Here is a 15,215-nt window from a genome sequence, read left to right as displayed (position 1 = left end):
CCTACCACCCAACGGTAGTATCCTGCGGGTGGTAGGGTGGGGGAGCGGGCCGGTGCCGCTTTAAAAATGCCCGTGCGGGCATTTTTTCAAACGACCCCTTACCGGGCCGGGATCTTCTTTGCGAGGCGTACCGGCGCGTGTCCCTTTTTTACGGCCGGTATTGTGCCTCGGTAGGCAGGATCACGCCGTTGGCCTTGGCATAGGCATCCCAATCGGCGGTGAGTTCGCGCAGCTTCGCGGGGTTGGCGGCGGCAAGGTCGCTGGTCTCGCCGGGGTCGCGGGAGACATCGAACAGGCGCCATTGGCCGTCGCCGATGTCGGTGGCTTTCCAGTCGCCCTTGCGCAAGGCGCGGCTGCCGAACAGTTCGGTGCCGAGCGGCTCGTCCGCCGCGTGGACCTGCGCGGCCTTGCCCTCCAGCCAGGGACGGGCGCTCTTGCCGGTGATCGGCAGCACGGTACGGCCCTGGAAGGTGGTGCCGCCGCTCGGCACTCCGGCATAGTCGAGCAGGGTGGGTGCGATGTCGGCCACGCTGACATAGGCCTTGCCCACGCCCTTGGCGTGAGCGAGGCCTTTTCCGTTGACGAAAGCCACGGTGCGGGTGCCGCCTTCCGAGGCATAGGCCTTGGTCAGCCAGGACGGTGCCGTGGCGGCCTGCGCCCATTCGGTGCCGTAGGTGATGTAGGAATTGGGCTTGCCGCGATTGGCGAAGGTATTGTCCGCCTCCGTCACCCGGCCGCCGAGCATTTTCGCGCCGGTGGTCTTGTAGTCCAGCCCTTCCGCGCCGTTGTCGGCCAGGAACACGATCACCGTGTTGTCCAGTTCGCCGCTGGCGCGAAGTTCCTCGATCACGCGGCCGACGTTGCGGTCCATGCGCTCGACCATGGCGGCGTAGATTTCCATGTCGCGGGCGGCTTCGCGCTTGTCGGCGGCGGACAGGCTATCCCAACCGCCACGCGGCGCGCGCACGCTGTGCGCGGTCACGCCCTTGGGCAGCAGGCCGAGCTGTTCCTGCCGGGCCAGGCGGCGGTGGCGAATCTCGTCGAAGCCGACATCGTACTTGCCGGCCTGCCGGGCGACGTCCTCGTCCGGGGCCTGGAGCGGCCAGTGCGGCGCGGTGAAGGCGAGATAGGCGAAGAACGGCTTGTCGGGGCTCTCTTGACGGCTCTGCTGCAATTCGGAAATCAAGTTGGTGGCATAGGCGTCGGACGAATAGAAATCCTTGTCGAGCGAGGTCAGCACTTTGCCGTCGCGCGTATAGGTCGCCCCCTTGCCGGGCGCGGTTCCAAGGTCGCGGCCATAGTGGTTCGCCCCGCCTTGCAGCAGCGCGAAGCTGTGCTGGAAGCCGCGCGCATGGGGATCGAGGTCGGGCGTCAGGCCCAAGTGCCACTTGCCCGAAAGCAGCGTGCGATAGCCGCCTGCCGCGAGGCGGTCGGCCAGGCTGGCGACGTCGCGGCTGAGATAGCCTTCGTAACCGGGCTGGCCCTTCTGGTTCGGCGCGGTCAGTTCCGCCATGCTGCCCAGGCCCGCGCGGTGGTTGTCGGTGCCGGAAAGCAGCATCGAGCGCGTGGGGGAGCAGGTGGGGGCGGTGTGGAAGCCGGTCAGGCGCACGCCGTCCAGCGCCAGCTTGTCGAGGTTGGGCGTGGCGATCTCGCTGCCGAAGGCGCCGAGATCGGAAAAGCCGAGGTCGTCGGCGATGATGACGAGGAAATTGGGACGGGCCTGCGCCTGCTGTCGGGCGGCGGCGGCCTGAGCAGATGCGGGCGCCTTGGCGAGGACGGGTGCAGTGGTGGAGGCGAGCAGGGCCGCGCCAAGGGCGGCGGCGAAGGCAAGAGGCTTGGATTTCATCAAGTGGTCCTTGGTAGAAAAGCCCCGCGCCGCAACTGGAGAGTGCGGCGCGGGTGAAGGTACGGCCCGTGCAGGGAGTGAGGGATCAGGCCGGTTCGTAAGTGGTTGCCTTTTCCTTGCGGATCGTGCGGCTCAGGCGGCCGTCGATGGCCACGGGGACCGACCCGGCGATGGTCGCGCGGCGCAGGGTGCGGCGCTGGAGGCCGAAGTCCGCCACGGCGCGGTGCTGGGTGGCCTGGTTGTCCCAGAACGCCACGTCGCCGGGCTGCCAGCGCCAGCGCACGACGTTTTCGGGACGGGTGATGTGTTCCTGAAGGATCGAGAAGATCCGCGCCGAATCCGCCTGGTTCAGGCCGACGATGCGCTTCACGAAATGGCCCAGCAGCAGCCCGCGCTGGCCGGACACGGGGTGGACGCGGACCAGCGGATGCTCGGTTTCGTAGACGGTCGAGGCGAAGATGTTCTTCTGGAACTGGGCGCGGTTCTGGCTGGCTTCGTCATCCTTGGGCGCGTTGCCCAGCACTTGCGCGTAATCGTAGTCGTTCGAGTGCACGGCCCAGAGATTGTTCACCAACTGGCGCAGGCTTTCCGGCAGGCCCTCGTAGGCGGTTTCGGTATTGGCCCAGACGGTGTCGCCGCCCGCTTCCGGGATGGTGATGGCGCGCAGGATCGATCCGGCGGGATAGGCGTCGGTGAAGGTCACGTCGGTGTGCCAGCTGGAAGCGGCGTAGCCTTCCTTGCTGTCGAGTTCGAGCAGGTAGCGCGATCCTTCGGCCACCGGCACGGTCGGGTGGGCGACGGGAGCGCCGAACAGCGAGGCGAATTCCTCGTGCCGCTGGTCGGTCAGTTCGTGCTGGCCGCGGAAGAACACCACCTTGTGGCGTACGAGCGCGTCCTTGATGGCCTGCACGGTATCGCCGTCGAGCTCGCCCGAGAGGGTGACGCCGCGAATTTCGGCGCCGATGGTGCCGGTGATCGGCGCCACGTCGAGCGGGGAGGCGGGATCCTTGGCATTGGCGTAAGTGGCAATCGAAGTCATGGCATTCACTCCTTCTTCTTGATTTCGGGAACGGTCATTCAGCAGGTACGAGGGCGGCGGCGTGAACTTCGTCGCGGGCCCTGAGCTGACGGCGGATTTCGGCGTGACGGTCGGCGTTCAGCGGGAAACCGGCGACGAGCGCGGCGGCCAGGGTATGGGCCAGGGTAGGACCGAGGGCGAAGACCAGCAGCAGCGCGTTCAGCGCCTCGGGCGTGTTGGTCGCGGCCTTGGGATCGAAACCGAAGGCAGTGACGAGCGGCAGGGCGATGCCGAAGGCCAGCGCGGCGCCCAGCTTCATCGAGACGCTGAAGACCGAGTAATAGAGGCCCACGCGATCCTCGCCGGTCTCGGCGCGGTGCAGGTCGGCCACGTCCGCCACCATCGAGCGGAGCATGAGGTTGCCGGAGCCTTGCGAAAGGCCCTGGGCAATGGCGAGCGCCATCATCAGGCCGAAGCGGTCTGGCGTCAGGAACACGAGGCCGAAGTTGATCGCGGCCTGGGTCAGTTCGGCGGCCACGGCGGCGCGGCTCTTGCCGAGGCGCTGGCCGATCCGGCGCCAGATCGGCCCGGCGAGCACGCCGAACGAATACTGGAGGAGGAAGAACCCGGCCGCCCATTCGGGGCGCTGGAAGTAGATGGTGACGATGAACAGCAGCAGCGCGGTGCGCACGCCCTGTCCGGCGGTGACGGCGGCATCGGCGGCCAGCACCCGCAGCAGCAGCGGGTTGCCGAACACCGCTTTCAGCGTCCTGCCCAGGGCGAAGCGCTCGGCGGTGGAAGGCGCGCTATGGTCGGGCATGGCGGTGAGGGTCAGCAGCAGGCCGGGGACGGCAGTGACGAGCACCAGCGTGCCGAACAGGGTCAGGCGCAGCGGGCCGTCGTCGGGGCGAAGCTGGTCGGCCACGGCGGGCAGCAGCAAGGTCAGTACCAGCGCGCTCGACGAGAGCAGCGTGAACTGCGAGGCGATGCGGGTGCGCTGGTCGTAGTCGCCGCTGACTTCGCCGGACCAGGCCATCAGTGTCGTCGTGGTGGTGGAGGCACCGGTATAGTAGCAGATCACGCCGATCCCGACCCAGGTGAGCGTCGCGCCCTCGGGCGGAAAGAACAGCATGGCGCTGCCGATGATGAACAGCAGTCCGCCGCCCGCGATCCACGGCCGTCGCCGTCCGAACCGGCTGACCGTGCGGTCGCTCAGCGCGCCGATCACCGGATCGAGCAGGGAATTCACCACTTGTCCGATCAGGTAGACGAGGCCGAGGCCGGCGAGCGGAATGGCATAGTGGCGTGAGAGGATTGCGGGCACGAAGGCCATCACCGGCTGGGCGGCGGCGTAGATCGGCACCGACATCGCGGTGAAGCGCAGGAGGCGCCAGCCATCGAGGTGTTCCTGTCGTGTATGCGATGTTCGGAATGTCTCGTGTTTCATGGCTGACGCCTCCAGGTTGGGAGCGGGATCAGAGCTTGGTGCGAAGGGTGGCGCCGAAGGTGCGCGGCTCGCCGAGCTGGGCGGTGACCACGCCGGTGTTGGCGGCGCCCAGGCTGACGTAGTAGTTCTTGTCGAACAGGTTCCGGGTCCAGATCGAGAAGTCCCAGAAGCCGTCGTCGGTCCTCAGGCCGATGCGGCCGTTGGCGAGGCCGAAGCCGGGGATCTGCGCCCAGGCGGAGTTCGAGGCCGAAGTGTTGAAGTTCGAGCGATAGGCATAGTCGGCATGGGCGTAGAGCCCCAGTTCCTTGCCGCCGAGTTCGGTGAGCGGGGTGCTGAAGTCCGCCCCCACGGTCCAGGCCCACTTCGGTACGCCCGGCAGGCGCTCGCCCGAAAGATCCTGGATCGCGCCGAGGTTCTGGCGTTCGAAGGCCTGCGGGGCGTTCTTGTAGGTGACGTAGGTAGCGTCGGTATAAGTGGCCGAGGCGTTGAAGCTGAGGTTGTCGGTGGGGGCGATGTTGAATTCGCCCTCGATGCCGCGTGAACGGACCTTGGGGATGTTCGAGATATACTGGCGGCCGACCACCGCGCCTGCGGGCAGGTCGGTGATGGTGGTCTGGTAGTCGCTGATCTCGGTCCAGAACGCGGCAGCGTTGAAGGTGGCGCGGCGATCCAGGAACTGGGACTTGAGGCCGAGTTCAAAGGCGTCGACCTTCTCCGGCTTGACGTCGGGCTCGACGCCCACCGGCAGGACCGACAGGTTGAGCCCGCCCGACTTGTTGCCGCGCGAATAGCTGCCGTAGACGTTGACGTCCTGCGCCACTTTCCAGTTCAGCGTGACGAGGCCGGAGAGGCTGTTGTCGGTGAAGCTGGTGGCATAGCTCGTCACCGGGTTGAACTGGGTGCGGATGGCGTTGATCGCCGTCTGCTGCGCGGCGGTGAAGCCCGAGATGTCGGCACCGTCCACCCAGAACTGGTTATAGGCGCCCTCCTTCTTCTCATGCGTGAAGCGCAGGCCGGTGGTGAGCGTGAGGGCGTCGGTGACGTGCCAGTCGGTCTGTCCGAACACCGCGAAGGTCTTGGTTTCGGGCGTCGAGGTGGAATTGGATTCGAAACCGTCGAGCGCGGCGTTCGCGATCGTCTGGTTGGCGTTGGGCAGATTCCACAAGGCGGCGGCCGAACCGTAGCGTGAGGCGCCGTAACCGCGCACGATCTGCCAGAAGTAATAGGCGCCCACCACGTAGTCGAACGCGCCGCCGGTCTTGGAGGCCAGGCGAAGCTCCTGGCTGAACTGGCGCTGGCGATTGGCCTGCTGGGCCTTGGTGACGATCGGCAGCGAGGTGCTGTCGCCGTCGTTGGCGGGGTTCCAGTCCCACCAGCGATAGGCGGTGATCGATGTCAGCGCAGCGTTGCCGAGGTTCCAGTTGACCTCGCCCGATACGCCGTAGCCGGCCATGTTGGACTGGTAGTGGCTGTTGGCTTCGCCCACGCGGTCGAAGGCGTTGAAAGTGGGCGGGGTATAGCCGGGGAAGCGCGCGGCGCGCTGGGCCCAGTTGTTGGCGATCACCGCGCCGTTGTCGTAAGTGGTGTGCAGGCCGGCGAACACGTTGAGGACGTGGTTCTGCTTCTGCTTGGCATAGTCGCCGATGATGCGGATCTCGAAGTCCGGATCGGGGGTGAACAGCAGCTGGCCGCGGATCGACTTGTTCAGATAGTCCTGCGCGCGGGTATTCGTGGTCTTGTTCCAGAGGAAGCCGCTGTTTTCGCTGATCGCGCCGGACAGGCGCACGGCCAGCAGGTCCTTGAAGATCCCGGCCGAACCCGAGGCGCGGAACTGGTAGAAGCCGTAGTTGCCGATGCTGGCCTCTGCCGACAGTTCCGGATCGAAGCTGGGCTTGCGTGAGGTGACGTTGATCACGCCGGAGGTGGTGTTCTTGCCGAACAGCGTGCCCTGGGGGCCGCGCAGCACTTCGATGCCCTGAAGGTCGACGAGATCGAACTGCGCCAAGCCGACGCGGCCGTAATAGACGTTGTCGATGTAGAAGCCGACGCCGTTCTCCAGACCGTCGTTGGTGAGCGAGATGTTCGAGCCGAGGCCGCGGATGTTGATGTTGGTATTGCGCGCGTTGTAAGTGATGACCTGAAGGCTGGGCACCTGCTGAGAAATGGAGCCGAGCGTGTAGTCGCCGCGCTTTTCCAGGGTGGCGGCGCTGATCACGCTGATGGCGACCGGCACGTCCTGCACGTTCTCGTCGCGGCGGCGCGAGGCGGTGACGACGATCGCCTCGCCGCTGCCGCCTTCGGCGGCGACTTCCGCCGCGACGGTAGCGGGTGCGGCGGAGGGGGCAGCGGGGGCATCTTCGGCTGCCAGCGCGGGTGCGGCGGCGAGAAGCGAAACCGTAAGCGCAAGCGAGCTGGTGGCGGTGGCGAAACTGCGAAACATCTCAATCGATCCCTGTTTGGTGCCTCAGGTCAGAGGCAGGCGCGCCGATCTTTTCGTCGGGCTGATTCTTCGGTGTGTGGGCGGATGTCAGGACGGCAGACGGCTTATGCGCGCGATTAGGGGCCCGGAGCCTGCGGTCAGGCCCGGAAATCCGCCTCGGACGTGCGTTTCCCGTCGCGGAACCCCCGGTTCCGGTCTGGGTACGTGGAGTCTGCCTGGAAGGTGCAAGGGGCCGGACGGCTGCCGTTGGTCGGCTGGCGTCAGGAGCCCTGCGTTAGGCGGCGCGTCAGGCGCGCCGGGTCATGGTCGGCATCGTATCACCTCATCGTTGGCGTGAGGGGAACACGATGCTGGCGCTGTCGCCTGAGCATCGCGCGCTTTAGCCGTTGGTAACGCGGAGCAAGCTGCTTCCCGATCAAAAGCCGCGGGCCGGAAGTCCCTGGATTGCACGTTCGGCCTGGCCATCCGTTTTCGTGCGGGGTGCTTGTCTAGCTATTTGGTTGAGAAACCGCGGTCAACGCAAGGTTTTCTATCGCCGCCTATGGCAGGGATTTTGGGCAGTCTGGCGAATTTGGAGGAATGTTATATTTTACAATGCGATATTGAGTTCACAAAGCCCGCTCGGCAGCTTCGAAGATAGGCTCCGCAATCGATTTGGCTAGTCGTGATCGGGAATCTCAGACGCAATTCGCTCGTCTCGCCCGCTTGGCGAAGACGTGGATTCTTGCACTTGCGGACGGCGGACAAGGCTGGCCCCGCCAAGCCACGGGCTGTAACGAAAGCCGATGACAGCTTCTTCCGCTTCTCGCCGCTCGATGCCTCAAGCTCCTGCTTTTTCCGGTCAGGCGCTTGCCGACAGGACGGCGCTGGTCACTGGAGCCGCCGGCGGGCTCGGGCGGGAAATCGCATTGGCCCTGGCCCGGGCAGGCGCGCGCGTCGTGTTGCACGGCAGGCGGGCGGAGCAGCTCGACGGTCTGTCGAGCGAGATCGTAGCGGGTGGCGGGATGGCGGAAACAGCCGCCTTCGACCTTGCTGACGGCGAGGCGGCGCGGGAGGCGCTGGCGCGGCTTGGCAGCGTGGACATCCTGGTCAACAACGCGGGCCTGCGCGATCGTCGCCCCATGGCGGCGCTCGATCGCGAAGCCTTGCGCCGCATGCTGGAGACGAATCTCGTCGCCCCGTTCGATCTTGCCCGCATGCTGGCGCCGGGCATGGGGGAGGGCGGACGCATCATCAACGTCACCTCCATCGCCGGCCAGATCGCCCGTTCGGGAGACGCGGCCTATACGATGGCGAAGGGCGGGCTGGATGCAATGACGCGGGCCCTGGCGGCGGAACTCGGCCCTCGCGGGATCACCGTCAACGCCATCGCGCCGGGCTACTTCGCGACCGAGGCCAATGCCGCGATGGTTGCGGATCCCACCGTGGCCGAGCATCTGGCGCGGCGCACATCGCTGGAGCGCTGGGGTAGGCCAGAGGAAGTGGCGGGGCCGGTCGTGTTCCTCGCTTCGGATGCGGCAAGCTACGTTACCGGGCAAGTGATCGGCGTGGATGGTGGCTATCTGGCGCATTTCTGACGCAGCGCGGTTGCGATGACCCACCTTGGGGCATCGTTGCGGTTTGTGCTTCGGTAAATCGCCATCCTGCCGCTTCGCCGGCGGAATCGCGGCGGTTCATGCCCGGTCGGTCTCGGCTGCGCGGCGCCATTTGGTGCGAATAATAGCGATGTATATCAGGCTGTTATAATTAATCAGGCGCTATGTGCCTGCTTCCTTGGCCAGGATGTTCCGCGATTGCGGATCATGCATGTTGAGTGCTTTCCCCGACCCTGACCACCGCGCAAGTTAACGATAAAATTGGCCAAAGTTGCATTGCATGCAACCACCAGTCGCTTTTCCTCATTTGCCCGAAGCGCGATTATCGACCACATGGGACGGGCCTTTCAGGCATCCTCTCCCAAAAACTTTTCAAGGGCTGGTCTTCGGACCGGCCTTTTTTTTGTGCGCGGAGCAGGCAGCAGACCGATCGTCTGGACGCGATCAGCGCGGGTGGCGACGGGCGAGGGCGATCCCGGCGAGGTTCTGCTCGCGCTTGATCCAGCGGATGCGGCCCGGCGGGGATGTCGCGGCCAGGGCCAGGAAGGCGGCTTCGTGGCCGTCGCGCGGGGTGCCGCGTTCCAGCGCGGCATTGGCCCGGCGCACGACCGGCAGGGCGTCTCCGATGAGTTCGATGTCCCGCAATCCCAGCGCGGTGGCCAGTTCGAGCGCGCGGATCAGGGCGAGCCATTCGGCATCGCCGTTGCCGCCGTGGCCGAGATCGTCGAAAAGATGGGTTTCGCCCCGAATGACGGCGGCCGCCTCGATCGGGCCGGGATTCGGGCGGCAGCCGCCGTCGAAGAACACTTTAGGCCGTAAACTCATAAATGGCACCATCGAGGTTTGAGGCAAAATGGCTCAGCGCCAGAAGGCAGGACGCAGGAATATGTCTATATTTCAAGTCCTGCCGACGCAGCGATGGGCCATTTTGCGTCAAATCCGAAGGACGTCCAAATGGCTTCCATCTCGAACCGAACCGACCTTGGACGGGCAACCAGCCCGCCCGGCAGCCGCTTCGGCCCGAGCTGTTCGCCATTTGGACGCCTCGATGGTGCCATTTATGAGTTTACGGCCTAGGCCGGGAGCGCGACATGGTGCGCTTGTGGCGCGGATTTCTATCCGGCGCCAGCCCACCATGTACGCCCCGCCCTTGCTGCTCCTGTGCTGCTCCCGTCCTGCTTCAGCTTCCGAAGTTCACCTTCAGCCGCAACCCGTACATGCGCGGCGGGCCATAGGCGAAATCGAGCACGCCCGAGCTTTCGAAACCGCCACCGGATGCGGTCTTGTAATGCTTGTTCGTGATGTTGATGGCAAAAGCCGAGAGGTCGATGCCAGAGCCCATGATATCGGTCCAGGCGGCGTTGAGGTTGAACAGGTTGGTGGCCGGGATCCTCACCCGTTCCGGATTGGCTGCCGTGGCCGCCGTGTAGAAGTAGCCGTCCACTGCCTGGCTCGACGTATAGGTATAGTTACCGCCGAACGAGAGCGCGCCGGTCTTTTCGCCTAGCGGCACGTCGATATCCGCCGAGACGGTCAGGCGGTTCTTGGGCGAATAGCTGAGCGGGTCGCCTGGTTCGCCGCGCGGAATGATCTGCTCGAAGGGGCTGTCGGGGCTGAGGGCCGGGGCTGCCAGTTCCTTGATCTCGGTGTCGAGATAAGTGTAGCCCGCCGAGAGCCGCAGCCGTTCGAACAGGGTTACGCCGGTATCCACTTCGACGCCCTGGATCTTGGACTTGCCGGCATTGATGATCGCGGCGCCGCCCGCCAGGCCGCTGCCCTGCTTGGCGATCAGCGCGCCGAAGACCTGCTGGTCGCTGAAATCGTTGTAGAAACCCGCGACGTTGAAATAGCCCGGCACGGCGCCGCGCAGGGTTAGCTTGGCGCCGATTTCGTAGGCGTCCACCTTTTCCGGCTTCCATGTTTCAAGTCCGGGATTGGTGAAGTTGACGCCGCCCTGCCGATAGCCGCGCGCATACTTGGCATAGAACAGCATGTCGGGCGTGGGCTTGAAGTCCACGTCGATGAGCCATGTCGGCCGGTTGGACTTGTTGGAGATGCGGGTACGGCAGGCCGTGGTGTCGCCGCCGTTGGTCAGCAGGTTGACGGTGGGATGGTTGAGCACATCGTTGCAGACGCGACCGCCGGGGATCGTTCCCACACCGGGGATCGTCACCAGGTTCCAGCGGTTGCTTTCGGAATCGCCCACGATCTTGTCGAACGTGTAGCGGAAGCCGCCGGTCAGAGCGAACTGCTCGGTGAAGTTGTAGGTGCCCTGGGCGAAGACGCCGTGGTTGTCGAAATCGAAGCGGGTGCGCGATTCGGATACCAGGGCAACGCCCAGTGTGGTGGCAGGCAGGCCAAGCGGCAGCACGCCGGTGCAACCCAGGTTACCGGCATCGGGACAATTGCCGTAGATCCCGGTGCGCTGCTGGTTCCATCCGATCGGACGGCTGAATTCCAGATAGCCACCTACGACATAGTTGAACTTGCCGTTGGCGGAACGGCCCTGAAGCTGGAGTTCCTCGGTCACGGTGGATTCCGCCGCGGCGTGGTAATTCGGCTGAATGTCCAGCGCGATATAGTTGTAAGGCGCGCCAACGGTGAGGTAGCCCAGCGACTGGAACGTGCGCGTTACCGGCGTGTCGGCGATGGTGAAGTTGTCGCTGTAGAGGTTGAACGCCGAATCCTCGCGGAATTCGCCGTAGCTGGCGATGTTCTTTACAGTCAGGGTATCGCTGGCCAGCCAGGTGGTGGTGTTGATGACCTGCCAGGTTTCCAGAAGGAAGCGCGGATCGGGATTGCTGACCTCGACGTCCAGCTTGCCGTCGCCGCGTGCGGCCTGCCGGTCAAGCTGGGCACAGGCGGACGTGGCCGTGAAGTATCGCGTGAAGGGCCCGCCCGTCAGCGGACTGGCCGGGGTGCGGTCGCAATTCTCGTAGCGGTTGGCATAACCATTGGTGTCGGACCGGCTGTAGTGGAAGATCGTGTAGTTTTCGAGGTCCGGCGTCAGATCGGCCACGATGCTGAGGCGGGCATAGACGTAGTCGGTGTTGTTGTAGGCATCGGGGCCGATGCCCGAGCGGTTTTTCATGTAACCGTCGCGCTTGTTGCGGTCGACGGCGAGGCGGACCTTGAAGGTTTCCGCCAGCGGCACGTTGAGCGCGGCCTGGAGACGCCGCTGATCGTAGTTGCCGATGGTGCCTTCGATATGGCCTTCCAGCATGTCGGTGGGCTTGGTAGGCACCAGCAGGATCGCGCCGCCGGTAGTGTTTCGGCCGAACAGCGTCCCCTGCGGTCCCTTGAGCACCTGCACGTTCTGAAGGTCGGTGAAAGTGCCCGCGCCCACGCTGTTGCCCGAGGTCGTGCCGCCTTGCGCGCGCACGCCCACGACATCGGCGAAGTAGACGCCAACGGTCGGGGCTGTGGCGCCGTCCTGGTTGAAGCCGCGCAGAGAGAAGCTGGCCTTTTCCGCGCCGTATCGTGTGTTCACCGAGAGCGAGGGCGTATACGTCGCAAGGTCGGAGGCGACGACGATGTTGCGCTTCTCGATCGTCGCGCTGTCGTAGACGGTCATCGAGATCGGCACGTCCTGAAGCCGCTCCTCGGTGCGGCGGGCGGTGACGATGATTTCTCCGGGATTGATGGCCGCTCTGCTCTGGGTCTCGCTTTGGGCAAGCGCGGGCATTGCCGTGGAAATGCTTCCCAGCAGAACGCCGCCGAGCAGGGCGCTTCTCAGCAGGGGGCCTCTCATCAGGGGCCCTCCCATCGGGGATTGGCCTGTCAGGGTGCGATGCAGGACACGCCGGATCCTGGCGCGTTTCAGCTTCCGTGCCTTCATGCTATTTCTCTCCTCCCGTGATCGTATTCTTTTTTTTTCTGAACGGGTCCGGAGGTTCTTTGGGAACAGTTGCGGGCAGAACGGGGCCGGTGTCGTCCGGCCGAAATCGCCTGCGAACGCCTGTTCCTTGCCCCGGTACTCCTGTCCAACTGTTCAGCAAGGGTACTTCGGGCGGGAGCGTCTGGAAAGAAACTATCGTTTCATCGCAACTTCTTGCAAACGACGGGCGCGCCTAACCCGCCTTCTAACAAGAACTTAGAACATTTCATTTCCGACAGGGGTCATTGTTAGTTCCGCACGAGACTATCGGAGTCCGTTCGGAAACGCGCCCAGCGCGCCGCCCTTAGCGGGGCGACGCGCGGGCGTGGCGTCATTTTCCCCCGATGCGCGGGAGGAAGGCGGTCAGCAGCCCGATCGCCGGCAGGAAGGCGCAGACCTGATAGACCGTCTCGATGCTCGTCCGGTCGGCCAACCAGCCCAGCGCGGCAGCGCCGAGGCCGCCCATGCCGAAGGAGAAGCCGAAGAACAGGCCCGAGATCATGCCTACTTTGCCCGGTACCAGCTCCTGGGCGAACACCACGATCGCCGGGAAGGCGGAAGCCAGGATCAGGCCGATCGCCACCGTCAGCGGGCCGGTCCAGAACAGACCGGCATAAGGCAGCAGCAGGGTGAAGGGCAGCGCGCCGAGGATCGAGAACCAGATCACGTACTTGCGCCCGAACCGGTCGCCCAGCGGTCCGCCCAGCACGGTGCCCACCGCCACCGCCGCCAGGAAGGCGAAGAGGTGGAACTGCGCGTTCTGCACCGAGACGCCGAAGCGGTGGATGAGGTAGAAAGTGAAGTAGCTCGTCAGGCTGGCGAGATAGACGTACTTCGAGAAGATCAGCGCCAGCAGGATGGCGATGCCGCGTGCCGCCTGGCCCTTCGGCAACTCGGCGGCAAGGGTCGCCTTGCGGCCGGCGGCAAGGCGCTCAAGGCCGTGGCTGCGATACCAGGCTGCCACGTTCCACAGCACGGCCCCCGAAAGCAGCGCCAGCAGTGCGAAGAACGCGAGGCTGGATTGCCCCCAGCGCACCACCACCAGCGCGGCGGCCAGTGGGCCCAGGGCCTGCCCGGCGTTGCCACCGACCTGGAACAGCGATTGCGCAAGGCCGTGGCGTCCGCCCGCTGCCATGCGCGCCACGCGCGAGGATTCGGGATGGAACACCGAGGAACCCACGCCCAGCAAGGCGGCGCCGACCAGCACCAGCCCGTAACTGTGCGCCGCCGAAAGCACGGTCAGCCCGGCGAGCGAGAACAGCGTGCCGCCCGGCAGGGCGAGCGGCGTGGGCCGCTTGTCCGCATAGAGCCCGACCAGCGGCTGGAGAATCGAGGCGGTGATCTGGTAGGCCAGCGTGACCAGGCCGATCTGCCCGAAGCTCAGCCCCAGGTCGGTCTTCAGCGCCGGATAGATCGCCGGTAGAAGCGACTGCATCATATCGTTGAGAAGATGGCAGAAACTGATCGCGACGATGACGCCGAACGCGGTTCCGTCGATCGTCCCCTGCCGTGTCGTCTGCGGTGTCGGGCTGGGCCTGCCTGCCAACATGATGCTGCGCCTCCTTTGCGCTTCCTTGCTTGTCGGGCTGACCTATTCGCTTTGGATGCGTCCCGCTTCGATATATGGGTCAATCAATCCTGCGAGTGGGACAGTTCATGCCGCAACGCCATCCCGATGACTACGAGAACGTTCCGCGCCCCGTGGTGGGCATCGGCAACGACTATCCATCTTCCTTCGAGCTGGCCGAACATAGCCACCGGCGCGGCCAGTTCCTCTATGCGGCGCGGGGCGTGGTGGCGGTCAGCACACCGTTCGGCGCCTGGGTCGCCCCCGCCGAGCGCGCGGTGTGGATTCCGGCCGGCACCCCGCATTCGGTGCGCATGGTGGGGGCGGTGCAGACGCGCAGCGTGCTGGTGGCCCCGTCGGCAAGCGCCGCGCTGGCGGAACGCTGCCGCGTCGTCGCCGTCTCGCCGCTCTTGCGACAGTTGCTGGTGGAAGCAGCGGAAGTCCCCGCCGAATACGACGAACGGGGGCGTGACGGGCTGGTGATGGACCTCCTCGTCGCCGAAATCTGCCGGGCGCCGGTCATTCCCATTCTCGTGCCCTTCCCGCGCCTTCCGGCGCTGGCGAAACGGTGCCACCGCTTTCTGGAGAACCCGCGTGTGGGCGAGACGATCGACGAGTGGTCGGGCGACCTGGCCATGAATCGCCGCCGTTTCACGCGGCTGTTCCGGCGCGAAACCGGCATGAGTTTTTCCGAATGGCGGCAGCAGGCGTGCCTTTCGGTGGCGCTGCCGCGCCTGGCGGCGGGGGAATCGGTGACCGCCATCGCGCTTGATCTCGGCTATGATGCGCCAGGCAATTTCGCCACCATGTTCAAGCGGGTGCTGGGCATGCCGCCGAGCCGATATAGGCAGCCTTTGTCCGCCAGTTCCTGACGCGGCCATTATAAGCTGGATTAACTTTGTGAAGTCATGGCATCGATCGCTGCTGCGGCGTTGTCAGCGTGACAGGCTTCCTTCATTCGCAAGTGCGGTAAGGGCGGAGAATGGATTCGAAAAGCGGGATCGATGGGCAGTAAACTCGGGGATGACGGGGCGGAAGAACGCGGTTTCGCTGCAAGGCGGAAAGGGCCGGATCGATTCCCTCTCGACAAGGATGGCGGCGGAAAGCTGGATGATCCATCGGCCCCCGATTCCGATGCTGCCGACCTGATTGCCATGGCGCGATACATCCGCAGTTGCAGGAACCTGCGCAACGACATGTTCGGCGTGGATTTCTTCGGCGATCCGGCCTGGGACATGCTCCTCGATCTGTTCATCGGCGAATCCGTCTGCCGCGCCGGTCACGCGCGGGGCGTATCGCCCAAAACCGCGCTTCGCTGGGAACAGATTCTCGAAATGGAGGGGCTCGTGGAACGCCTGGGAGAGGACAACCTCTCTAATGCGCCTGTCGCGCTCACCGAAAAGGGTGCCGCGCTGATGCACGATT

General features: G+C 65.1%; 9 protein-coding genes and 1 pseudogene. 3 read left to right on the top strand and 7 right to left on the bottom strand.

All coding sequences use genetic code 11. From position 1 onward, the window contains the following. Positions 1-148: 148 nt before the first annotated feature. The 4 genes from RT424_RS21985 to RT424_RS21970 form a co-directional block, all read right to left on the bottom strand. Positions 149-1,846 (bottom strand): arylsulfatase, encoded by a 1,698-nt coding sequence (locus tag RT424_RS21985; RefSeq protein ID WP_313442583.1) that lies wholly within the window; start codon positions 1,844-1,846, stop codon positions 149-151. An 85-nt stretch (positions 1,847-1,931) separates the two neighbouring features. Further along, positions 1,932-2,885: a TauD/TfdA family dioxygenase gene (locus RT424_RS21980; RefSeq protein WP_313442581.1), complete on the bottom strand. Its 954-nt coding sequence runs from the start codon at positions 2,883-2,885 to the stop codon at positions 1,932-1,934. 34 nt (positions 2,886-2,919) lie between these two features. Beyond that, the gene (locus tag RT424_RS21975) at positions 2,920-4,311 is read right to left on the bottom strand and encodes an MFS transporter (RefSeq protein WP_313442579.1); all 1,392 of its coding nucleotides are present in this window, start codon (positions 4,309-4,311) and stop codon (positions 2,920-2,922) included. 28 nt (positions 4,312-4,339) lie between these two features. Beyond that, entirely contained in the window at positions 4,340-6,751 is a 2,412-nt protein-coding gene (locus RT424_RS21970) for a TonB-dependent receptor (protein WP_313442577.1), read from the bottom strand. A gap of 815 nt (positions 6,752-7,566) precedes the next feature. Between RT424_RS21970 and RT424_RS21965 the strand changes: the two genes are divergently transcribed. Next, positions 7,567-8,328, top strand: coding sequence for an SDR family oxidoreductase (locus RT424_RS21965; RefSeq protein ID WP_313442586.1), 762 nt, complete (start codon positions 7,567-7,569; stop codon positions 8,326-8,328). A 462-nt stretch (positions 8,329-8,790) separates the two neighbouring features. Here RT424_RS21965 and RT424_RS21960 read toward each other — a convergent pair whose 3' ends face one another. From RT424_RS21960 to RT424_RS21950, 3 genes are all read right to left on the bottom strand, one after another. Next, complete coding sequence (locus tag RT424_RS21960) at positions 8,791-9,171, bottom strand: ribonuclease H family protein (protein WP_313442575.1); 381 nt, start codon at positions 9,169-9,171, stop codon at positions 8,791-8,793. 355 nt (positions 9,172-9,526) lie between these two features. Then, complete coding sequence (locus RT424_RS21955; protein WP_313442573.1) at positions 9,527-12,097, bottom strand: TonB-dependent receptor domain-containing protein; 2,571 nt, start codon at positions 12,095-12,097, stop codon at positions 9,527-9,529. A gap of 457 nt (positions 12,098-12,554) precedes the next feature. Next, entirely contained in the window at positions 12,555-13,772 is a 1,218-nt protein-coding gene (locus RT424_RS21950) for an MFS transporter (RefSeq protein ID WP_313442571.1), read from the bottom strand. Positions 13,773-13,879: 107 nt separating this feature from the next. On the opposite strand from RT424_RS21950, the gene RT424_RS21945 reads away from it, so the two are divergent. Next, the gene (locus tag RT424_RS21945) at positions 13,880-14,662 is read left to right on the top strand and encodes a helix-turn-helix transcriptional regulator (protein WP_313442570.1); all 783 of its coding nucleotides are present in this window, start codon (positions 13,880-13,882) and stop codon (positions 14,660-14,662) included. Between the two features lie 132 nt (positions 14,663-14,794). After that, a pseudogene (locus RT424_RS21940) lies at positions 14,795-15,215 on the top strand (hypothetical protein); the annotation flags it as partial.

Origin of the sequence: Novosphingobium sp., assembly GCF_032093395.1 — a bacterium.
GTDB lineage: Bacteria > Pseudomonadota > Alphaproteobacteria > Sphingomonadales > Sphingomonadaceae > Novosphingobium.
This window is presented reverse-complemented; position numbering and strand designations above follow the sequence as displayed.